This window comes from Salegentibacter profundi, from assembly GCF_054121475.1.
Genome location: NZ_JBSYGG010000002.1, coordinates 140508 through 161299 on the forward strand (window position 1 = coordinate 140508; position 20792 = coordinate 161299).

Consider the following 20792-nt stretch of genomic DNA (forward strand, 5'->3'; position numbering starts at 1 on the left):
TTCCTAATCCCGCTTTCTCTTCCATGGAATTGAATTAGTTTTAAGTAAAACCAATCAAAATCCATTTTATGAATTCTACTTTAAAGAAGGTGGCACGCACCGGTTACGCCGCAAAGGCCGTTGTATACGGACTAATTGGAATCCTGACATTACTTGCGGCATTTAATATGGGAGGTCAAACTGCGGGTAAGATGCAGGTAATTGAATTCCTGGAAAAACAGACTTTTGGGAATGTATTATTGGGGTTAATCGCCCTTGGTTTACTTTGTTATTCAGCCTGGCGCTTTTTTCAGGCTATAAAGGACCCGGAAAATGTTGGAAAGGACATGAAAGGTAAGGCCAAAAGAATTGGCTTTTTCATTAGCGCCCTACTTTATCTGAGTATCGCCGGATATGCCGGAATGAAACTTTTCACTAACGGATCATCTACCCAATCCGGTACTGGTCAAAACGGGCCGATGAACGCTTTATTAACAGGTGATGCTGGGGTTTATATCTTCACAGCCATTGGTATAGGCCTGGTAATAACAAGTTTCTTTCAGTTTAAAAAGGCTTTTTATAAGGATTTCCTGAAAAAATTTGATTACCAATCGATTTCAGAAGAAAAACGGAGAAGAACTATTAAAAATACTGGATATCTTGGATTAATTGCACGTGGAATTATCTTTGGTATTCTTGCTTTTTTCTTTATCCGGGCGGCAGTAGCACATAATACCTCAAATATAAAAAGCACCTCTGATGCCTTTGCCTTTTTACATGATTCACCCATGGGCTCCTGGTTAATGGGAGCGGTAGCCGCGGGGATGATTTGCTATTCAATCTATGTCTTTATGATGGTTAAATACAGAAAGTTCGGAACTTAAGTCACTGTTAAACTATCGCAAATTCATCTTAAAGCAGGATTTAAATTCTAAGATATTATTTATATTCAATACTGCTAATCAATTAAACCTAAGATATGTCTTTATTAACCATTCTACTGAATATCCTTTTACCACCACTGGCAGTCTTTTTAAAACACGGGCTGAGCGGCACATTTCTTATTAGTTTGATACTGACTGCCCTAGGGTGGCTTCCAGGTGTGATTCACGCTTTTCTTGTAAATGGAACCAGATAAGGAAAAATAAATTATTTACATAAAAAACCCCGGTTCTTTCTATTCGAATCGGGGTTTTTATAGAAATAACCATTATTTTTAGTTACCATTTTCAGTTTCCGCTCTTCTTTGGACCTCTTTCTGCCAATCCCAGGCACTTTCTAAAGCCTGGTCCAAACTCAGATTTGCTTTCCATTTGAGAACTTTATTGGCTTTCGTTGTATCGGCGTAAGCAGCGGTAATATCACCCTCTCTCCTATCGGTAATCTTATACGGCAACTTTTCATTACTTACTTTTTCAAAACTTTGTATTACCTCTAAAACAGAATTTCCTTTACCGGTCCCCAGGTTAAAGACTTCGTAATTTGTTTCCTCCCTATTCTCCATTAAACGTTCCAGTGCCATCACATGGGCCCTTGCCAGATCCATTACGTGGATATAATCCCTGATACAAGTTCCATCCGGTGTAGGGTAATCATCACCAAAAACCGATAATTCCTCCCTTTGCCCAATGGCGGTTTGGGTAATAAACGGAATAAGGTTCTGAGGAGTTCCAATTGGCAGTTCTCCAATTTCCGCGCTGGGATGAGCTCCAATAGGATTGAAATAACGCAAGGAGATTGCTTTGAACCCCGGATTAGCCTTACAGGTGTCTTCTATGATCTCCTCTCCTATTTGTTTAGTATTACCATAAGGGGATTCGGCTTTCTTTACCGGTGCATCCTCTGTAATAGGTAATTTATCCGCCTGCCCGTAAACGGTACAGGAAGAACTAAAAATAAAGCCCGGGTTTTCTTTCTTATTGAGCTCTTTCAATAAATAAATTAAACTGGAAAGGTTGTTTTCGTAATATAAAAGGGGGTTTATAACACTTTCCCCCACCGCTTTGGAGGCAGCAAAATGAATCACACCGTCAATATCAGGATGTTTTTCAAAAAACTCTTTCACTCGTCCCTTATCCCTTAGATCAAAATTTTCAAAAACGGGGGTTTTTTGGGTTATTTTTGTTATTCCACCCAATACATCAATACTGGTATTGGATAGATTATCTATGATTACTACTTCGAAACCTTTTTCCTGAAGAGCCACGACGGTATGCGCTCCGATAAATCCGAGGCCACCGGTGACCAAAATTTTAGAGTTCATTAAATATTTTTTGTGAGCATGCAAATTAATAAAATTGTTGGAAAGACACCCGTTAATAAAAACCTAATTTGATTAAGAAAAGGGAATTACCTTTTAAAAATTGCAGGTGACTCCCTGCTAAAAATCTTTGATAAAAACTATCTTTGCGCTGATTAAATAAATAATATCCTGTGGAAAAGAAAAAGAAAATTTTCAAGTGGGTCAGCTTTTTAGAAGGACTGTCTTTTTTATTACTGCTATTCATCGCCATGCCCTTAAAATATATGTGGGATCAACCTGCCATGGTTGAAAATATCGGAATGGCCCATGGCCTGCTCTTTATTGCCTATGTGGTTGGGGCCATCTATCTTTTTAAACCGATGAACTGGAATTTCAAGGAACTTTCCGTAATTCTCGCATGCTCTTTGGTTCCATTCGGACCATTCTATGTGGAAAGAAAATATTTATAACTATGGATTTTCAGGGGTGGTTAAAAGACCTGGTTTGTCTTGTTGAGGAATTGCTTATAGATTATGGCTTAAACCCTATAGCAGCCCAGTATATCAATTTAACGATTAATATCCTGGTGCTCATCCTTATTATTATAGGGGTTAATTACCTCATAAAAACTTTTGTCATCGAAGCCTTTAAGGCCTTCACCAATAAAACCAGGACTACCTTTGACGATTTTCTAATCAAAACAAAGTTTCCAAAGTATATTGGGCAGGTAATACCGCTTTTCCTTTTATACTATTTAGTTCCCTTTATATTTATTGACTTTCCACTGGTCATAAAGGTATTTGATTTCGTACTCCATATCTATGTGATTTTTCTTGTGGTATGGATATTTCGCAGTATCATGCGTACCCTTAAAGCCTACCTGAAAACCCAGGATTCATTTAGAGACAAACCTGTGGAAAGCTATATTCAGGTGGTGATGATCGTGGTCTGGATCATTGCACTGCTATTTATTTTTGCCGAAATCACTGGGGAATCTGTAGTGAAATTCATCATTTCCCTGGGTGCAGCTTCTGCCATTTTACTATTGGTCTTTAAGGACACTATTTTAGGGTTTGTTGCCTCTATCCAGGTTACTGTAAATGATATTGTAAGGATTGGTGATTGGATTACTTTTAGTAAATATGGTGCTGATGGAACGGTAACGGAAATCAATCTTTCGACTGTAAAAGTGCAGAACTTCGACAATACCTTCACTACTATCCCCACCTACAGCCTGATCTCCGATTCCTTTCAAAATTGGCGAGGAATGCAGGAGTCGCCAGGAAGAAGGATCAAAAGAGCAGTTTATATTAAACAGAATTCCGTGAAATTCATGACCGATGCGGACCTGGAAAAACTTAAAAGCATTCGGCTTATAGAAAGTTACCTGGAAACCCGCCAGACTGAGATCAATACGTATAATGAAGATCAGAAGATTGACCGCTCCTTACCAATTAATGGAAGAAATCAGACCAACCTGGGTATTTTCAGGAAATATATTGACACTTATCTTCAAAATCATTCGGCGGTCCATAAAGAACTCTATATCATTGTGAGGCATCTTTCGCCTACCCCCCAGGGAATTCCTGTAGAGATCCTTTGCTTTAGCCGGGATAAACGCTGGGAAAATTTTGAATATATTACTGCAGATATCTTCGATCACATTATTGCCGCCGTTCCTTACTTTGGACTCCAGCTTTTTGAATCTCCTTCAGGTGACGATATCACTAAGTTTTTACAGGCAGGTTCTACCTCTAATAATTAAATCTGCTATATTTAAGCTCATAATACTATCCCGTGAAATTTAAATTTAAGACCTTTTTACAGATTTTCGGAGCCATAGCTGTGCTATTGACTCTAATCCCCCTTATTGCAGCTGATTTCTGGTGGATTCGGGTTTTTGATTTTCCTCATATTCAATTAACCCTGCTGACCCTGACAGCCATAGCCGCTTATTTTATACGCTTTGATATTAAATCGGTAAAGGACTATCTATTTATGGTCTTCCTGCTGGCGTGCTTCCTGTTTCAGTTCGGAAAAATTTACCCATATACCCCACTTTCTGCTTATGAGGTGGAAGAAAGTTCCGATGATCATGCTCCTGAGATAAGCCTTTTTACGGCCAACGTACTTCAAAAGAATGAAAAATTTGAAAAGCTGATCAGCGAAATGAATCGTCTTGATCCAGATATCATGGTTTTTACAGAAACCAATACAAGCTGGAAAGATGAGATTTCGAAAAATCTGGATGGCGCCTACTCTTATAAAGTGGAAGTGCCTTTGGATAATACCTACGGGATGCTGCTATACTCCAAATTAAAACTAATCAATGCCCAGGTTCACTACCTTGTAGATGACAGCATACCATCCATTCACACACAAATACAATTACCCAAGGGAGCCTTAGTACAGCTGTATGCTATCCATCCTACCCCACCCATGCCACAACATAACCCGAGCTCATCAGACCGTGATGCAGAAATGATGAAAATCGCAAAAATGAGCCTGGACCGAGAACTTCCGGTTATTGTCATCGGAGATTTTAACGATGTGGCCTGGTCCGAAACCACCTCGCTTTTCCAAAGCGTAGGGAAACTCCTGGATGTCAGGGTCGGCAGGGGATTCTACAATACTTTTAATGCGGAGAACCTTCTGATGAGATGGCCGCTCGATCATATTTTTACCTCTGAAGAATTTAAGCTGAAAGATCTTAAAACCGGCAAGAACACTGGATCCGATCATTTCCCTCTTTATGCCACCTTAAGCCTCGAACCGCAACAGGCAGATAAAAATACTACGGAACCACCCAGTGAAAATCAATTAAAAAGAGCTAATGAGCAAATAAAGGAAGAGGAAAAAGAAAATGTTGAGCGTGCTAAGGAAAAAGACTAATCCTTTTTTTGGTCAAGCCTGTCTTTTACATATTCTATTTTTGTTTTACCATGTGGAGTCGGTTTTCCATCGCTATCAAGAGTAACCATTATTATTTTATCAATTGTAATTATAATTGACCTGGTCATTTTATTCCTTACCTCGCAGCGTAAACTTAAAGAAGTGCTTCCAAATTTCAGCACATCAATTCCGATTTCTATAATATCGCCCTGATGAGCGGAATTTTGAAAATTAATTTCACTTATATATTTGGTTACCGTTCGTGGATTTTCTAATTGAATGATGCTGTAAAGGGCACATTCTTCATCGATCCACTCCAGGAGCCTACCTCCAAACAACGTTCCGTTAGGATTTAAGTCCTGAGGTTTTACCCATTTTCTGGTATGAAATCTCATTTTTTATTTTAAAAGTAATAAACAAAACCCTCTCTGGAAGAGTTAGCATTAATTTTTACGAAAATCTGTAATTACCTGGTGGTAAAATAAAAAAAATAGATTTTTTAGAAATTAAATTTAGATTTTGCTATAGGTGATTTTCGGCAGCTTTAATAATTTCATCATGGTCAAAGGCAAGCTCTGGAAGCTCATCAAGGTGAAACCATTTTGCCATTTCAGCATCATCTCCTGCTACCATATTTTCTTCACAGTCTATCCAACATAGAAAGGCAATGGAAATTATTCGGCCTCGTGGATCTCTTCCCGGATCACCAAAAGCTCTGACCTGCTCTATGGTCTTGGCTTTAATTGCGGTTTCTTCCTGGAGCTCCCGCTTGGCTGCATCCTCGAGATTTTCATCTTCATTTACAAAACCGCCGGGAATTGCCCACTGCCCCTGAAAGGGATCATTTTTTCGTTTGATCAATAATACATTCAACTTGTTATTTTTATTGCATAAAGCAACTATATCTACTGTTACAGCTATATCTTGTTTCATAATTTTTATTTAAAATATATCGTTTTACGATTGACAAATTCTCTAATTCCATGTGCTGATAATTCCCTTCCATAACCTGAGCTTTTTGTTCCGCCAAAAGGTAAACGGGGATCACTTTTTACAAGATCATTAATAAAAACCGCCCCATCGTTGAATTGAGGAATAATTCTTTTGGCAAGTTCCATATCCTCTGTAAAAACCGAAACGCCCAATCCAAATTTGGAATGGTTGGCCAGCTGGACTGCCTCTTTTTCATCTTTAAAAACTGTCACTCCTATCACCGGGCCAAAGGTTTCTTCATCAAAGACAGGCATACCGGGTTTTACATTTATTAAAATACTGGGTTCATAATAAGCCGAATCACGATTACCACCAAGAATAATCTCAGCACCCATCTTTAAGGATTCCTCCACCTGCTTTTCAATATCTTTGGCCAAATCCTCACGAGCGAGTACCCCGATAAAAGTATCTTCATTCAAAGGATCTCCACTTTGGAGCTCCCTGACCTGCCTGGTAAATTCCTTCAAAAAATCTTCAGCAATATTCTTATGAAGCAGTAGCCGTTTTCCGGCGATACAACTTTGCCCCGTATTCTGATATCTCGCCATCAAACAGGTTTTAACTGTTTCATTAAGCTTGGCATCCTCAAATACGACCAGGGCATTACTACCACCTAGTTCCAGGACTGTTTTCTTTATTTCTTCTCCGGCTATAGAGGCCACAGCACTTCCGGCAGGATTACTTCCGGTAAGGGTTGCCGCTTTAATTCTGGGGTCCCTGATTATAGCTTCTACCTTATCACTACCAATTGCCAGCCTTTGAAAGCATCCATTTGGAAAACCAGCTCTTTGAAAAGCCTTTTCTATGTTCGTAGCAGATTTCATGACATTGCTGGCATGTTTAAGCACCGCGATATTGCCAGCCATTAATGCCGGGGCGGCAAACCTAAAAACCTGCCAGAAAGGATAATTCCAGGGCATTACCGCCAGAATTACACCAAGGGGTTCAAAACTTACATAGGATTCGGCTGCGTCAGTTTCTATAACTTCATTTGAAAGTTGTTTTTCGGCATTTTCAGCATAATACTCGCAAACCCAGGCGCATTTTTCAATTTCTGCAATACTTTGAGAAATTGGTTTTCCCATCTCCAAACTGATATCCGTGGCATAATCCCTGGAATTTTTTTTCAGTTCTTTTGCCAGGTTGAGAAAAAGTTCTGAGCGCTCTTTAAAGCTTGTGGTTTTCCAGGTATAGAACCTCTTTTCGGCATCGGTCAAAGCCTTGTCTATATCTTTTTTGGTGAATTCCTTTATTCGGGAGATCTCCTCCCCGGTATAAGGATTTTTGGAAATTATCATTTTATATACTTCGAATTACTGAACTAGATTCAACTAAAGATAAAAAGAAGTTAGCGGCCTTCTGGGGCGATTAAGAGGATTTTAACGCAAATCCCAATGTTTATAAGTGGTTTACAAGTCTTACAGGAATATTCAAAAACCTGCCTTTTAATTACTTAAATTTAAGAAAACGCTATTAGTTATGAACCTACGAGATCTACAAGTGGTTGAAATGCGACCCGAAATCACTTCGGCTAAACTCTCCGAGAACATGAGTTCGGATGAGTACTTTCAGAACCAAACACTCCGCCCTGTGACCAAACTGCAGGAAGACCTAATCCTGGAGGTATTCAGAAATTATATTGTAAAACATAAAAATTCATTCTATGAACTAAGCCTGGAGAAAAGGCTGCATTATATAGAAAACGCTATTCTTAAAGACATCAAATTGCGCAACAGTTTAAAAGGGATAATAATAGGTCAGTTTAGCCTTGAAGAATATCGAAGCTACATTTTAAATTCTTCTGCCCTGAACAAACGGATGATGAATATTGTTAAGCAAAACCTGCAGGAAAGGATTCAACTTTTAGACCGCGAATTGACGTATTAGCAAACCTATTAGAATAGTTATAGCGAAACTCATTAAGGTACCTATAAGGACGTATTCTGTTTGTTTCCTGGCACCGGATTCACTTTTATCACTAAAGCGGAGAATGGATTTGGCAGCGATCAAAAATCCAATAGCAGAAAAATTACCTGTAAGAATAAAGGTTAATACAAGAATTCTTTCAAAGACACCTATATACCGACCCGCTGCTTCAAGACTGTTCTTTTTATGAGTGATGGCAATTTCATCCTGCCAGCGTTCAGTAGCCTTACCGATAAGAAAACCAGTAGGAAAGATTATAAGGAGATATCCGGTTACTACAGCAAGGAAATAAGTACTGCTTAACAGGTCCTGCAAAGTTGGCAAAACTTGGATAAAACCTTCTATAATATAGAGCCAGGCAAGAAAAATCACCAGTAAATGAAGTAATTGATCTAAAAGAAAAATTTTGAAATTATCCCTTCTCTGCTGAAGTTTCCACAGGTCAATGAAAAAATGAGTCAGACCGATAAAAATCGCGACTAACCAGAACCTGGTATCCTGGATAAATAACAAACTTAGAAAACCCGCTAAAAAGCTGTGGAGATACAAAAACCAGGACCGGAGCTTAAAACGACGTTTGTTTCTAATCATTTTGGTAGGCTGGAGTACGAAGTCTGTCAAAACGTGAGCCAGTAACAGCTGAAGTAGAATAAGAGTGGCCTCTTTCATCCAAAAAAGGTTTTTAAGATTATATCCTTATAACGAACCAATAAGGAATTTATGGCTTCCCAACCGGCTGCTTTTTTGCGTTGATTCACCGCCGACTGGCTAATGTTTAATTCCCGGGCAATTTCTTTCTCTTTTAATCCTTTTAAAAGAAAGTAGATGACTTCTGCAGAGGCGGTACTCCAACGGTCAGTTATTTCATCAAGAAGAAAAAAACTCGCTTCAAACTCCCCGTTAATGGATTCATTGGGTGTTTTCAAACGGGTTTTACGGCCTTCATCTTTCATTTCATCCAAAGATCTCCCTGAAAACTGGAAAGCCTGTCCGTTAGACTCCTCTATAGTACTGCCCTGATAATCCATGCTACCAATTCCAATGGCAATCCTGAGATCGGCCTCTCTTAATTTTCCCTTCTCTGTAGTGGAGATTTTTAAAATAGCTGTTTTTAATTGCAGCACTACAAATAGCGCCTCTTCAGGGTTTTGTAGCACCCCCTGAAAGCTATCACCTCTATAAATAGTAAAATCGGAAGAAGGATATTTTTTCTCTATAGCAGCAAACTCGTCTTTTAAAACAGCTATTACGTGACTTATCAGGTCCTCTGAATAATTGGTAGAATCTATTAAATCGGCGGTGAGTACGGCTATCATAGTTCAAATATACAAAATATTAGCATATAACCTTATAAAATATAAATATAAGTTTATTAACTTATAAAGTGTATACTTAAGTTGTTAAGCTTATAATTAAGAAGCTATAAGGAGATTGCAGGTATTAAATTTTTGCTAAAAGTTCTTCTATGGATTTTCCGATACTTAATTTTAAAAAAACACCAAAAAAGAAACAAATGACAATTAATAAAAAAGAAATTTACTACAAGAGCCTTGAGGCTGTAGATCGCAGAATTGACAAATATGAAAAGGAAATGGATATGATCAAAGAATCCATGGAGGCCAATGATGTAAAAACCGATTATGATGAGGATAATAAAGGTCAGTTACTTGGAGATTTTGAGAAATACGCCGAATACCTAAGTCAGGCTCAGGAAATGAAGGAAAAACTGGCGGAAATTGACCTGGATCATTATAGTGAAACGGTTAATTTCGGAAGTGTGGTGGAAACCGATAAAGATTTATATTTTGTAGCCGTTCCCGTAGGAGAACTAGAGCTTGAAGATGGCAGCAAAGTGTTTTCCATTTCCACTGAAGCTCCAATTTATCAGGTTATGAAGGACAAAAAACCTGGAGATAGTTTCCAATTTAATGACAAGGAAAGAGAAATAAAAAAGGTGCATTAAAAAATGCACTTTTTTTATTCGGGGTATTCTACTCTTAGATGGTAAATATTTTTAAGCTTTCGTTTAAGAATTTTCTTAATAAGCTGGATTTCCTTAAAGGTAATATTAGCATTGAGGAACTGCCCTTCTTCCATTTGTTTATTAACGATCTTTTCCACGAAATTATCTATCAGTCCAGCCGTAGGTTCTCGGAGGCTTTTACTTGCCGCTTCCACTCCATCACACATCATTAAAATGGCCGTCTCCTTGCTAAATGGAATAGGGCCAGGATAACGAAAAGCATCTGCCGGAACGTTCTCATCTTTCTCCTTAGCTTTTTTATAGAAAAAATACACGGTGCTGGTACCGTGATGGGTTCTAATGAAATCAATAACCCGGTCTGGTAAATTATTCTTCTTACCAATTTCAATTCCCTTAATGACATGTTCAATGATGATCTGAGCACTTTCACGGGGATCAAGATCATCGTGAGTATTTACATTACTTGTTTGATTCTCAGAAAAATAGGTGGGATTATGCATCTTTCCAATATCATGGTATAAAGCGCCGACCCGCACTAACATGGCATTGGCATTAATCTCATTTGCAGCAGCTTCAGCCAAATTAGCCACATTGAGAGAATGGTGAAAAGTTCCTGGGGCCTTTTCCGCCATCTCTTTAAGCAATTTGGAATTTGTATCTGAAAGTTCCAGTAAAGACATATCTGAAACCAGACCGAAAATCTTTTCGTAAATATAGATCAGGGGTTGTACAAAAAGAGTGGCTAGCCCGCCCAGTAAAAAAGTCAGGAAAACTTCGGCTTCTATTTCAGCAATACTCCCTTCCTGAATAATGGTAAAGGCAAAATAACTAATGATATAAACCAGGGTTATTTCTCCTACTGAAATAAAAAGGTTCGCCCGTTTATACAATTCCGATACTGTAAGGATAGTGACAATTCCCGCAATGATTTGAAGGAACATATATTCATAACTGTTGGGCACTATAAATCCAAGAAGAAGCACAGTGACTACATGAGTAAAAAGCCCTAGTCTTGAATCAAAGAAAGCCTTTAAAGTAAGAGGTAAAACGGCCAGGGGAACCACATACACATAATCGATATTGAACCTTACTACCAGGGTAGTAAGCATTACCATAAACAGAATATTGAAAAAGATGAACGTTACCTTCACATTATTTTCAAAGATATCGTACCTGTATTTTCTTATAAAGAGCAGTAGCATAAGCAAAGCCAGGGCCACCAGGGTGCTATATCCTACAATGATCCATACATAATTACTGCCACTCCAAACCTGTGATTCATATTCGGCTTTCAGGGACCTCAGTACATGATATTTATTGCCTTCAACCACCTCCCCCTTAGCGATTACCCGGCTCCCCTGTTCGATATTTCCCCGGGTATAAGAAATGTTATTAAGTTTGCTTTCAAGCTCACGCTGGGTAAGCTCATTGTCGAATTCCACATTAGGCTCTACTGAATTAAAGAATACTTCCAGTAAGCCATCTTTGAGAAAACTAATGGATGAATTTTCAATTTTCTCAGCGAGAAGATCCCTGACCTGATTTAACTTGAGAATTCTTTTATAGGGAATTTCAAAGGCTTCATTACCTCGGCGCAGATAAACCAATTGATCTGGATTCAGCCTATTACTCTCTTGCAGGATTCCATTTTCATACAAATCATCAAGGCTCTTATCTACAAATTCTGCGATCTGGTCTTTGTGAATGTTTAATATACTATCGGTGAAGATCAGGTCGATTTCTGTGGCGGCCTGTTCCTTTATTTGAGGTAGTTTGGATTCATCCAGCTGAAAATATGGTGTATGATTTCGGGTGATTTCCTGACGCTCAGCCCGGATCTCTTCTTCGGTCTTGAGAATAGCGAAATCAAAAGGAGCATAGAGATTTTCATATTGCCAGGGCTTTCCCTTAGGTATCTCATATTTGAATTTCCCTCCCTTGGGTAAGAGGTACACAATTAAAATCGCGGTAAGCGCAAATAAAAATACTTTGTAAAATAAAGCCTGGTTTTTATAAAGGCCATTTACGAAATTTGTCATACAAAAAGTACTATAGCCCAAATGTACTAAAAAATAGGCGTCAATGATATGCTGTTGGTCAAGTTCCTATTAAAATCACTAAATTCGCGTAGAAGGAAAACTAAAACAAAACATAATATGAAAGAAGTTGTAATTGTAAGTGCCGCCCGTACGCCTATTGGTAGTTTTTTAGGCAGTTTATCTACGGTTTCGGCCACCAAATTAGGGTCAATTGCCATAAAAGGCGCAATGGATAAAATAAAGCTTAAACCCGAATTAGTTGATGAGGTTTTAATGGGAAATGTTGTACAGGCCAATGTCGGTCAGGCTCCTGCCAGACAGGCCGCTCTTGGTGCTGGAATTCCAGATACTGTTCCCTGCACCACTGTCAACAAAGTATGTGCCAGCGGAATGAAAGCGGTTATGCAGGCGGCTCAATCCATAATGCTTGGTGATAGTTCCGTAATTGTAGCTGGAGGAATGGAAAATATGAGTTTAATCCCCCATTATGTACCTATGCGTAAAGGCCAAAAATTTGGACCTGTGACCATGGTAGATGGTCTGCAACGGGATGGATTGGTAGATGCCTATGACCAGAACGCCATGGGAGTTTGTGGTGACCTTTGTGCTAAAGAACATAATTTCTCCAGAGAGGACCAGGATGATTTTGCCAGAGAGTCCTATAAGCGCTCTGCAAAGGCATGGGCTGAAGGAAAATTCGATAATGAAGTGGTTCCTGTTGAAGTACCTCAACGTAAAGGAGACCCGATAATAGTCAAAGAGGATGAGGAGTTTAAAAATATAAAAATGGATAAATTATCCTCTCTCAGACCGGCCTTTAGTAAAGACGGAACCGTAACAGCGGCCAATGCCTCTACCATTAATGACGGAGCAGGAGCGATGATCTTAATGAGTCGTGAAAAAGCTGAATCCTTAGGACTTAAAGTATTGGCCACAATTAAATCATTTGCCGATGCCGCACAGGAACCAAAATGGTTTACAACGGCCCCAGCCAAGGCTTTACCTTTAGCACTTGATAAAGCGGGAATTTCTAAAGACGATGTGGATTATTTTGAATTCAATGAAGCCTTCGCTGTGGTAGGTCTGGCAAATATGAAAATATTGGACATAAGTGCAGAAAAAACAAATGTTAACGGTGGAGCAGTGTCACTGGGACATCCCTTAGGTTGTAGCGGAGTAAGAATTCTAATTACCCTGCTTAATGTCCTGGAGCAAAATAACGCAAAAATTGGTGCTGCAGCTATTTGTAATGGTGGTGGCGGAGCCTCTGCGATGGTTATTGAACGAAACGCCTAAGTTTAGAAAAAGATATTGAATGCAATACGGAGTTTGCCACCTCAGCATAGTACCGCTTCGCAGTTCTGCTTCAGATGAAAGTGAAATGGTATCTCAAATTCTTTATGGAGAATATTTTAAAATTTTAGAAGAACGGTCTCGATGGAGCAGAATTCGTGTTGCATTCGATAATTATGAAGCCTGGATCAACAATAAGCAGTTTATTAAGATCCAGGAGGAAGAATTTTTGAGATTAAAGAAAGCCAAACCTGAGCTTTCTGCAGATGTCATAAATTATATTACTGATGAGAATGGTCATTTAATGCCGATTCCCCTGGGTTCAGTTTTAAATTCTTTGGTATTATTACAACATCACTATGAAGGGCATATCGAAAATGGTGCAAAACCAAAAATCCAGCTTATTGAGACCGCCCTACTTTATTTAAACAGTCCATACACCTGGGGAGGAAAATCTCCTTTAGGAATAGATTCCAGTGGTTTTACACAAATGGTTTACAGGTTAAATGGCCATAAACTTTTCCGCAAGGCTGCGCAGCAGGCAGAACAAGGGGAAGCCTTAAGCTTTATTGAGGAAAGTGAAGTTGGAGATCTGGCCTTTTTTGATGACAAAGAAGGCATAATAAATCATGTCGGCATTATTATGAAGGACAATTACATCATTCATGCTGACGGAAAAGTAAGAATAGATCGCCTGGACCACTCTGGTATTTTTAATACTGAGCTTGGCAGACATACCCATAAATTACGTGTTATCAAAAAGATAATACCATAAAAAAAGACCGCTGCAAAAAACAGCGGTCTTTAAATTCTAATATTTCTCAGAAGATTTACTGTTCCAATTCTTCTAATTTCTCTTTCATCACCTGAGCTTTTTCCTGTTCATCAAGGGTGTTAAAGATATTCATTGCCGTTCTGATAATCTCAATATTTGTAGGATCATGCTCAATGGCATCTTCTAGGTATGGAATGACCTCTTCATAAACTTCCAGACGCTCTTCTTCAAGCTCTTTATAACGCTCGTTGTCTTCCTTGCTCATTCCCAATTGATTCATCTGTTCGATAATCTCTCTTTCCTGAGCCAGGATTGCTATCACGATATTCATTCGAGCATCGTTCATATCCGGATCAAGCTCAAGGGCTTTTTCATAATATTCAATAGCTCCTTCGGTATCTCCTAATTCAGAAGTGGTTACACCAAGGTTATAGTATATATTAGGATCATCCGGACTTTTCCTGAGCACTTCCTTCATGAGCTCATTATACTTCTCTTTATCACCCATTTTGTAATACATATCGGCTTCGGCCTGTATTAACATAACATTATCCGGATTCTCTCGTTTTGCATCTTCCATCGCTTCAATAGCTTTATCCATTTTTTCCTGGTTGATGTAAATAAGAGCGATGTTTTTGGCAATCTCACCTTTTTTAGAAGGAGATACTCTGTCTTCAGGATCGGTATAATCATCGGTTTTTACCATAAGGTCACGTTGTTCCTTTGGCATTGATTCCTGCTCCCCGGTTTCTACGTTGGTGGCAAGATATTCTACCTCTGTCCCGTCAAAACCTAGATCTCTAAGTTCTTCGTAGTATTCAAGGGCAGTGTCATAATCTTGCGCATTAAGAGAATTTGCTGCAGCATAATACAGGTATAAAGTATCCGCTGGGTTTAATTTATAGCTGGTAAAAAGCTTTTCCGAAGCGCTTTTGTAATCTTCAGCATTTTGATCATCAACGGCACTTTGCACCAGGCTATTTCTAACTTTCATTAATCCTTCCTGAGCTTCAGTACTGCCCATCTCTGCCGCTTTTTCAAAAGCTTCCGATGCAGTAAGCATGTCTTCCACATTTACATTCTTTCCATCTCCGAGAAAAGCCTGACCTTTATAGAGGTAAAATCTTTCCGTCCATTTATCATTAGCCTCTGAAAGCATGGACTCCGCTTTTTCTATTTCAGCTTTGGCTTCGGTATAATTCCCATCTTCCACCGCATCTCCGGCGTTTCTAATTTCGCTTTTTTGAGCAACCGCTGTCAGTGTTGATAAGGACAAGGCTACTGTTAAAATATTGATTTTCATTTTGATTTGGTTTTATATTTAATTTATTCTTCACTATCCTCAGCAATAGTTGTGCCACTGACATCTGGCTTAGTAGGCTCAGGGGTTTCCGCGTCTTCCATATGCTCAACATCATCTTCATCATGAAGTACCTTTGCAACAGCAGCAATGGAATCATTGCCTTTTAAATTGATCAGCCTAACTCCCTGAGTAGCACGGCCCATAACCCTTAGATTGGCAACCTCCATTCTAATGACGATCCCGGATTTATTAATGATCATGATATCATCATTATCAGAGACATTTTTAATGGCGACTAAATTTCCGGTTTTTTCAGTTATAGAAATGGTCTTTACGCCTTTCCCTCCACGGTTGGTAATCCGGTAATCATCCAGGCTGGAGCGCTTTCCATAACCGTTTTCTGAGACTACCAGGATATCTGAATCAAAGTCTTCTACCGATATCATTCCAACAACTTCGTCATTCTTATCAGCAAGGGTAATACCTCTTACCCCTGACGCATTTCTACCCATTGGACGGGTTTTACTTTCTTCAAACCGGATGGCTTTTCCGCTTTTTATAGCAAGCATAACCTGGCTCTCACCATTGGTAAGTTTAGCCTCTAGCAATTCATCATCCTCTTTAATGGTAATGGCATTTATTCCATTGGTTCTTGGACGGGAATATTGCTCCAGGGAAGTTTTTTTCACCTGCCCTTTTTTGGTAGCCATAATAACATAATGACTGTTGACGTATTCCTCATCTTTGAGGTCCTGGGTGTTGATGAAAGCTTTAACCTTATCATCTGGATCGATATTGATTAAATTTTGAATGGCTCTGCCTTTTGAAGCCTTGCTTCCCTCCGGAATTTCATAGACCCGCATCCAATAGCACTTCCCTTTCTGAGTAAAGAAGAGCATATACTGATGATTGGTTCCGGCAAAAAGATATTCAAGAAAATCCTCGTTTCGGGTTGTAGAACCTTTTTGTCCAACTCCCCCCCTATTTTGAGTCTTATATTCATTAAGGGAAGTTCTTTTAATATAACCGGCGTGAGAAATAGTAATGACTACCTGCTCATCCGGAATCATATCCTCGATACTGAGATCCCCACCGGAATACTCTATGGTTGAACGACGCTCATCGCCGTATTTTTCCTTTACCTCCAGAAGTTCATCCTTAATTACCTGCATACGGCGCTCCTTACGTGCCAAAATGTCTTTAAGATCCTCTATAGTCTTAAGAATCTCCTCGTATTCAGCTCTGAGTTTATCCTGTTCCAGCCCGGTAAGTTGTCTTAATCGCATTTCTACAATAGCCCTGGCCTGGACTTCGGTTAATTCAAACTTACTCATTAATTTCTCCCGTGCTTCTTCGGCATTTCCGGAAGCTCTTATAAGGGCAATCACCTCATCGATATTATCTGAGGCTATTATAAGCCCTTCGAGAATGTGAGCCCGGTCTTCAGCTTTTTTAAGCTCAAATTCTGTTCTTCTGACAACCACCACATGGCGATGCTCCACAAAATGGTAAATAATGTCCTTTAAGTTAAGTAACTCAGGTCTGCCATTGACAAGGGCAATATTATTTACGCTGAAGGAAGATTGTAGCGCAGTATGTTTATATAAGGTATTTAATACAATATTAGGAATGGCATCTCTTTTTAATTGATAGACTATCCGCATGCCATTTCTATCGGATTCATCCCTAATAAGGGAAATGCCCTCTATTTTCTTTTCATTCACCAGATCAGCCGTTTTCTTTATCATATCGGCCTTATTGACCTGATAAGGAATTTCAGTGACCACAATGAATTCTTTGCCATTAATTTCTTCCAAAGTTGATTTAGCACGAAGCACAACCCTTCCCTTTCCGGTCTTAAAGGCTTCCCGAACACCATCATAACCATATATCGTACCTCCGGTTGGAAAATCAGGAGCTTTAATATGCTCTATAAGCTCATCGATTTCAATATCATGATTATCGATATAGGCTATGGTCCCGTCAATGACTTCGGAGAGATTATGAGGGGCCATATTGGTCGCCATTCCTACTGCAATCCCACTTGCTCCATTGACTAATAGATTGGGAATTCGGGTAGGTAACACTACAGGCTCTGAAAGAGAATCGTCAAAGTTCAATTGGGTATCGACCGTATTCTTATCTATATCAATGAGCATATCTTCACTCATCTTTCGCATTCTAGCTTCTGTATAACGCATTGCGGCTGGGCTATCCCCATCGACTGAACCAAAGTTACCCTGACCATCAACCAGCATATAGCGCATGCTCCAGTGCTGAGCCATCCTTACCATAGTATCATACACAGAGGAATCCCCGTGAGGGTGGTACTTACCTAAAACCTCTCCGACAATCCTGGCAGATTTTTTATAGGCTCGGTTTGAAAGTACACCAAGCTCATGCATCCCGAATAATACCCGGCGATGAACCGGTTTTAATCCATCACGTACATCGGGAAGCGCACGTGACACAATGACCGACATTGAATAATCAATGTAAGCCGACTTCATTTCGTCTTCAATGTTGATAGGAATTAACTTTTCTCCTTCAGCCATATTCTTAGTTTATTTTAGTTCTAAAATCTAACGAGCCAATTTACACATTTTATCTCTGTTGGGCGGCTCTTTCAGGCTGATATTACCCATATTTTATTAACAAATTTTTAGTTGAGTTTCGTTAATAAGTTCCTTAATTTCCATTTTGATAAGTGAACTTAATTTTGTCAATTAGCTTAAGACTCTCCAAAAGGTATGATTTTTGAAAGTTTGAGTTGAAATAACAGAGAGAAAGGAAGATAAAGATGGATGATAATTTTTCCCCAAGAGTAAAAGACGTAATCGCCTATAGCAAAGAGGAAGCTCTTCGTCTAGGGCATGATTTTATAGGAACCGAGCATCTTATGCTGGGCTTACTTCGTGATGGCGACGGAAAAGCCATAGATATTCTAAATGCCATGGATATAGATCTTAGCCACCTGAGAAGAAAAGTGGAGATCCTTAGTCCTGCCAATCCTGATATTGGCAATATATCCAACGACAAAAGGAATTTACATTTAACCCGACAGGCAGAAAGGGCATTGAAAACCACGTTTCTGGAAGCTAAGCTATTCCAGAGTTCTTCAATAAATACCGCCCATTTGTTGCTTTGCATCCTAAGAAATGAAAACGACCCCACCACCAAGTTATTAAACAAATTAAAGATTGATTATGATGGGGTCAAGGATCAGTTTAAATACATGATCGCCAGCGATGAAAATGACTATACCGAAAGCCCGTCTAGCGCTTTTTCGGATGAAGACAGCGGCGCAGATGATGCTACAAAGGATAATCCCTTTAGCGGTAGCGGATCGGGTGGCCCGGGTAAAACCACCAAAAAATCAAAAACCCCGGTGCTCGACAACTTCGGAAGGGATTTAACGGCATTAGCAGAAGCCGATAAATTAGATCCGGTCGTGGGACGTGAAAAAGAGATCGAAAGAGTTTCCCAGATCTTAAGTAGGCGTAAAAAAAATAATCCCTTGTTAATAGGTGAACCAGGGGTAGGTAAATCCGCTATTGCGGAAGGCCTTGCCCTTCGGATCATTCAGAGAAAAGTATCGAGGATTCTTTTCGATAAAAGGGTAGTAACGCTCGATCTTGCCAGTTTAGTAGCGGGCACAAAATATCGCGGCCAGTTTGAAGAACGGATGAAAGCCGTGATGAATGAGCTGGAAAAGAACGATGATATCATTCTATTTATAGATGAAATTCATACCATCGTGGGTGCTGGTGGTGCCACTGGAAGTTTAGATGCCAGCAACATGTTCAAACCTGCACTGGCTCGTGGTGAAATCCAATGTATAGGGGCTACCACTCTGGACGAATACAGGCAATATATTGAAAAAGACGGGGCGCTTGAACGAAGGTTTCAGAAAGTGATCGTAGAACCCACTTCCGTCGAAGAAACCATCGAGATCCTCAATAATATCAAAGATAAATACGAAGATCACCATAATGTGGTTTACACCCCTGAAGCTATTGACGCCTGCGTGACCTTGACCAACAGGTATATGACTGACAGGTTTTTACCGGACAAGGCCATTGATGCCCTTGATGAAGCGGGATCACGGGTGCATATAACCAATATCGATGTACCCAAACAGGTCCTTGATCTGGAGCGTAAACTGGATGAAGTCAGAGAGAAGAAAAATTCTGTCGTAAAAAAACAGAAATATGAGGAAGCTGCAAAATTAAGGGACGATGAGAAGACTCTGGAAAGAGAGCTTCAATTAGCTCAGGAGCGTTGGGAAGAAGAATCCAGAAAGCATAAAGAAACCGTAAGTGAAGATGATGTTGCAGATGTAGTTTCTATGATAACAGGAGTCCCAGTAAACAGAATCGCGCAAACCGAAAGCAATAAACTGGTGGAATTGCCTAAAAAGATAAAAGGAAAAGTGATCGGACAGGATGAGGCTGTTGCCAAGGTTGTAAAGGCGATCCAACGTAACCGTGCAGGGCTTAAGGATCCCAATAAACCTATAGGATCGTTTATATTCCTGGGGCAAACAGGTGTAGGTAAAACTCAATTAGCTAAGGTGCTTGCCCGAGAACTTTTTGATAGCGATGATGCTCTTATCCGGATAGATATGAGCGAATACATGGAGAAATTCGCGGTATCTCGCTTGATTGGTGCACCTCCGGGTTATGTCGGCTATGAGGAAGGCGGACAACTCACCGAAAAGGTTCGTCGTAAACCTTATGCCGTTATATTGCTGGACGAGGTAGAAAAAGCTCATCCTGATGTCTTTAACATGTTGTTGCAAGTTCTTGATGATGGATACTTAACCGATAGTTTAGGACGGAAAATAGACTTTAGAAACACCATAATTATCATGACCTCCAATATCGGAGCAAGAAAACTGAAGGATTTCGGTCAGGGAGTTGGTTTTGGAACCGCATCCCAGCGCTCACAGGCAGATGATAACACCAGAAGCGTTATCGAGAACGCTCTCAAGAAAGCTTTTGCACCAGAATTCCTAAACAGGATTGATGATGTGGTTATCTTTAATTCCCTTGAGCGAGAAGACATTCATAAGATCATCGACATTGAACTTGCTAAGCTATATGAAAGAATTGGAGGATTAGGTTACAACCTCAAGCTAAGCGACAAAGCCAAAGACTTTATTGCCGAGAAAGGCTTCGATAAACAATATGGAGCACGACCTCTCACCAGGGCAATTCAAAAGTATATTGAAGATGCACTTGCTGAAGAGATTATCACCTCCAAAATAGCAGAGAGTGATACCATTTATATGGATCTCGATGAAAAGAAAAACGAGCTCACTATTAAAGTTGAAAAGCCAGTTAAGGAAACTAAATCATAGCGAT

At 39.6% G+C, this 20792-nt stretch carries 19 protein-coding genes; 10 read left to right on the forward strand and 9 right to left on the reverse strand.

What is annotated here, in order from left to right; all coding sequences use genetic code 11:
* The first annotated feature begins 68 nt into the window (after positions 1 to 68).
* Positions 69 to 863 (forward strand): DUF1206 domain-containing protein, encoded by a 795-nt coding sequence (locus ACW6NC_RS03445; RefSeq protein WP_457863792.1) that lies wholly within the window; start codon positions 69 to 71, stop codon positions 861 to 863.
* Between the two features lie 95 nt (positions 864 to 958).
* A complete protein-coding gene (locus ACW6NC_RS03450) occupies positions 959 to 1117 on the forward strand; it encodes a YqaE/Pmp3 family membrane protein (RefSeq protein ID WP_457863793.1) in 159 nt (52 codons plus the stop codon).
* Between the two features lie 78 nt (positions 1118 to 1195).
* Here the strand turns inward: ACW6NC_RS03450 and galE are convergent, their stop codons facing one another.
* Positions 1196 to 2242, reverse strand: a complete 1047-nt coding sequence (gene galE, locus ACW6NC_RS03455) for a UDP-glucose 4-epimerase GalE (protein WP_457863794.1) — start codon at positions 2240 to 2242, stop codon at positions 1196 to 1198.
* Positions 2243 to 2412: 170 nt separating this feature from the next.
* On the opposite strand from galE, the gene ACW6NC_RS03460 reads away from it, so the two are divergent.
* Genes ACW6NC_RS03460 through ACW6NC_RS03470 form a run of 3 tightly spaced genes read left to right on the forward strand, consistent with a single transcriptional unit; the run spans position 2413 to position 5113 of the window.
* Positions 2413 to 2691, forward strand: a complete 279-nt coding sequence (locus ACW6NC_RS03460; protein ID WP_457863795.1) for a DUF3817 domain-containing protein — start codon at positions 2413 to 2415, stop codon at positions 2689 to 2691.
* Positions 2692 to 2693: 2 nt separating this feature from the next.
* Complete coding sequence (locus ACW6NC_RS03465; protein ID WP_457863796.1) at positions 2694 to 3986, forward strand: mechanosensitive ion channel family protein; 1293 nt, start codon at positions 2694 to 2696, stop codon at positions 3984 to 3986.
* A gap of 32 nt (positions 3987 to 4018) precedes the next feature.
* Complete coding sequence (locus ACW6NC_RS03470; protein WP_457863798.1) at positions 4019 to 5113, forward strand: endonuclease/exonuclease/phosphatase family protein; 1095 nt, start codon at positions 4019 to 4021, stop codon at positions 5111 to 5113.
* Here ACW6NC_RS03470 and ACW6NC_RS03475 read toward each other — a convergent pair.
* The 3 genes from ACW6NC_RS03475 to ACW6NC_RS03485 form a co-directional block, all read right to left on the reverse strand.
* Complete coding sequence (locus ACW6NC_RS03475; RefSeq protein ID WP_457863799.1) at positions 5110 to 5508, reverse strand: acyl-CoA thioesterase; 399 nt, start codon at positions 5506 to 5508, stop codon at positions 5110 to 5112. The two genes, ACW6NC_RS03470 and ACW6NC_RS03475, sit on opposite strands and share 4 nt — an antisense overlap.
* Before the next feature lie 127 nt (positions 5509 to 5635).
* Complete coding sequence (locus ACW6NC_RS03480) at positions 5636 to 6046, reverse strand: NUDIX domain-containing protein (RefSeq protein WP_457863800.1); 411 nt, start codon at positions 6044 to 6046, stop codon at positions 5636 to 5638.
* A 5-nt stretch (positions 6047 to 6051) separates the two neighbouring features.
* Positions 6052 to 7404, reverse strand: a complete 1353-nt coding sequence (locus tag ACW6NC_RS03485) for an NAD-dependent succinate-semialdehyde dehydrogenase (RefSeq protein ID WP_457863801.1) — start codon at positions 7402 to 7404, stop codon at positions 6052 to 6054.
* A 181-nt stretch (positions 7405 to 7585) separates the two neighbouring features.
* Between ACW6NC_RS03485 and ACW6NC_RS03490 the strand changes: the two genes are divergently transcribed.
* Positions 7586 to 7993: a glyoxalase gene (locus tag ACW6NC_RS03490; RefSeq protein WP_457863802.1), complete on the forward strand. Its 408-nt coding sequence runs from the start codon at positions 7586 to 7588 to the stop codon at positions 7991 to 7993.
* Here ACW6NC_RS03490 and ACW6NC_RS03495 read toward each other — a convergent pair.
* Both ACW6NC_RS03495 and ACW6NC_RS03500 read right to left on the reverse strand, forming a co-directional pair.
* Positions 7970 to 8701: a DUF3307 domain-containing protein gene (locus ACW6NC_RS03495; protein ID WP_457863803.1), complete on the reverse strand. Its 732-nt coding sequence runs from the start codon at positions 8699 to 8701 to the stop codon at positions 7970 to 7972. The genes ACW6NC_RS03490 and ACW6NC_RS03495 overlap by 24 nt on opposite strands.
* On the reverse strand, positions 8698 to 9348 hold the full coding sequence (locus ACW6NC_RS03500) for a SatD family protein (RefSeq protein WP_457863804.1): 651 nt from the start codon (positions 9346 to 9348) through the stop codon (positions 8698 to 8700). The genes ACW6NC_RS03495 and ACW6NC_RS03500 overlap by 4 nt, the downstream gene beginning before the upstream one ends.
* Positions 9349 to 9545: 197 nt before the next feature.
* Here ACW6NC_RS03500 and ACW6NC_RS03505 point away from each other — a divergent pair, with 197 nt between their 5' ends.
* The gene (locus ACW6NC_RS03505) at positions 9546 to 9995 is read left to right on the forward strand and encodes a transcription elongation factor (RefSeq protein WP_457863805.1); all 450 of its coding nucleotides are present in this window, start codon (positions 9546 to 9548) and stop codon (positions 9993 to 9995) included.
* Between the two features lie 14 nt (positions 9996 to 10009).
* Here ACW6NC_RS03505 and ACW6NC_RS03510 read toward each other — a convergent pair whose 3' ends face one another.
* Positions 10010 to 12055: an HD family phosphohydrolase gene (locus ACW6NC_RS03510; RefSeq protein WP_457863806.1), complete on the reverse strand. Its 2046-nt coding sequence runs from the start codon at positions 12053 to 12055 to the stop codon at positions 10010 to 10012.
* A 117-nt stretch (positions 12056 to 12172) separates the two neighbouring features.
* Here ACW6NC_RS03510 and ACW6NC_RS03515 point away from each other — a divergent pair, with 117 nt between their 5' ends.
* Both ACW6NC_RS03515 and ACW6NC_RS03520 read left to right on the forward strand, forming a co-directional pair.
* Positions 12173 to 13351: an acetyl-CoA C-acyltransferase gene (locus tag ACW6NC_RS03515; protein WP_457863807.1), complete on the forward strand. Its 1179-nt coding sequence runs from the start codon at positions 12173 to 12175 to the stop codon at positions 13349 to 13351.
* Positions 13352 to 13370: 19 nt separating this feature from the next.
* Positions 13371 to 14123 (forward strand): C40 family peptidase, encoded by a 753-nt coding sequence (locus ACW6NC_RS03520; RefSeq protein ID WP_457863808.1) that lies wholly within the window; start codon positions 13371 to 13373, stop codon positions 14121 to 14123.
* A gap of 55 nt (positions 14124 to 14178) precedes the next feature.
* Here the strand turns inward: ACW6NC_RS03520 and ACW6NC_RS03525 are convergent, their stop codons facing one another.
* Together ACW6NC_RS03525 and gyrA are read right to left on the reverse strand one after the other, a co-directional pair.
* Positions 14179 to 15426: a tetratricopeptide repeat protein gene (locus ACW6NC_RS03525; protein WP_457863809.1), complete on the reverse strand. Its 1248-nt coding sequence runs from the start codon at positions 15424 to 15426 to the stop codon at positions 14179 to 14181.
* Positions 15427 to 15449: 23 nt separating this feature from the next.
* Positions 15450 to 17981 (reverse strand): DNA gyrase subunit A, encoded by a 2532-nt coding sequence (gyrA, locus tag ACW6NC_RS03530; RefSeq protein WP_457863810.1) that lies wholly within the window; start codon positions 17979 to 17981, stop codon positions 15450 to 15452.
* A gap of 245 nt (positions 17982 to 18226) precedes the next feature.
* Between gyrA and ACW6NC_RS03535 the strand changes: the two genes are divergently transcribed.
* Positions 18227 to 20788 (forward strand): ATP-dependent Clp protease ATP-binding subunit, encoded by a 2562-nt coding sequence (locus ACW6NC_RS03535; protein WP_457863812.1) that lies wholly within the window; start codon positions 18227 to 18229, stop codon positions 20786 to 20788.
* The last annotated feature ends 4 nt before the right edge of the window (positions 20789 to 20792 follow it).

Bases quoted from the DNA above. Each gene is read 5' to 3' on its own strand.
- ACW6NC_RS03445 (WP_457863792.1), top strand. From the start codon at position 69: ATGAATTCTACTTTAAAGAAGGTGGCACGCACCGGTTACGCCGCAAAG.
- ACW6NC_RS03450 (WP_457863793.1), top strand. From the start codon at position 959: ATGTCTTTATTAACCATTCTACTGAATATCCTTTTACCACCACTGGCA.
- galE (WP_457863794.1), bottom strand. From the start codon at position 2,242: ATGAACTCTAAAATTTTGGTCACCGGTGGCCTCGGATTTATCGGAGCG.
- ACW6NC_RS03465 (WP_457863796.1), top strand. From the start codon at position 2,694: ATGGATTTTCAGGGGTGGTTAAAAGACCTGGTTTGTCTTGTTGAGGAA.
- ACW6NC_RS03475 (WP_457863799.1), bottom strand. From the start codon at position 5,508: ATGAGATTTCATACCAGAAAATGGGTAAAACCTCAGGACTTAAATCCT.
- ACW6NC_RS03480 (WP_457863800.1), bottom strand. From the start codon at position 6,046: ATGAAACAAGATATAGCTGTAACAGTAGATATAGTTGCTTTATGCAAT.
- ACW6NC_RS03485 (WP_457863801.1), bottom strand. From the start codon at position 7,404: ATGATAATTTCCAAAAATCCTTATACCGGGGAGGAGATCTCCCGAATA.
- ACW6NC_RS03490 (WP_457863802.1), top strand. From the start codon at position 7,586: ATGAACCTACGAGATCTACAAGTGGTTGAAATGCGACCCGAAATCACT.
- ACW6NC_RS03495 (WP_457863803.1), bottom strand. From the start codon at position 8,701: ATGAAAGAGGCCACTCTTATTCTACTTCAGCTGTTACTGGCTCACGTT.
- ACW6NC_RS03500 (WP_457863804.1), bottom strand. From the start codon at position 9,348: ATGATAGCCGTACTCACCGCCGATTTAATAGATTCTACCAATTATTCA.
- ACW6NC_RS03505 (WP_457863805.1), top strand. From the start codon at position 9,546: ATGACAATTAATAAAAAAGAAATTTACTACAAGAGCCTTGAGGCTGTA.
- ACW6NC_RS03510 (WP_457863806.1), bottom strand. From the start codon at position 12,055: ATGACAAATTTCGTAAATGGCCTTTATAAAAACCAGGCTTTATTTTAC.
- ACW6NC_RS03515 (WP_457863807.1), top strand. From the start codon at position 12,173: ATGAAAGAAGTTGTAATTGTAAGTGCCGCCCGTACGCCTATTGGTAGT.
- ACW6NC_RS03520 (WP_457863808.1), top strand. From the start codon at position 13,371: ATGCAATACGGAGTTTGCCACCTCAGCATAGTACCGCTTCGCAGTTCT.
- ACW6NC_RS03525 (WP_457863809.1), bottom strand. From the start codon at position 15,426: ATGAAAATCAATATTTTAACAGTAGCCTTGTCCTTATCAACACTGACA.
- gyrA (WP_457863810.1), bottom strand. From the start codon at position 17,981: ATGGCTGAAGGAGAAAAGTTAATTCCTATCAACATTGAAGACGAAATG.
- ACW6NC_RS03535 (WP_457863812.1), top strand. From the start codon at position 18,227: ATGGATGATAATTTTTCCCCAAGAGTAAAAGACGTAATCGCCTATAGC.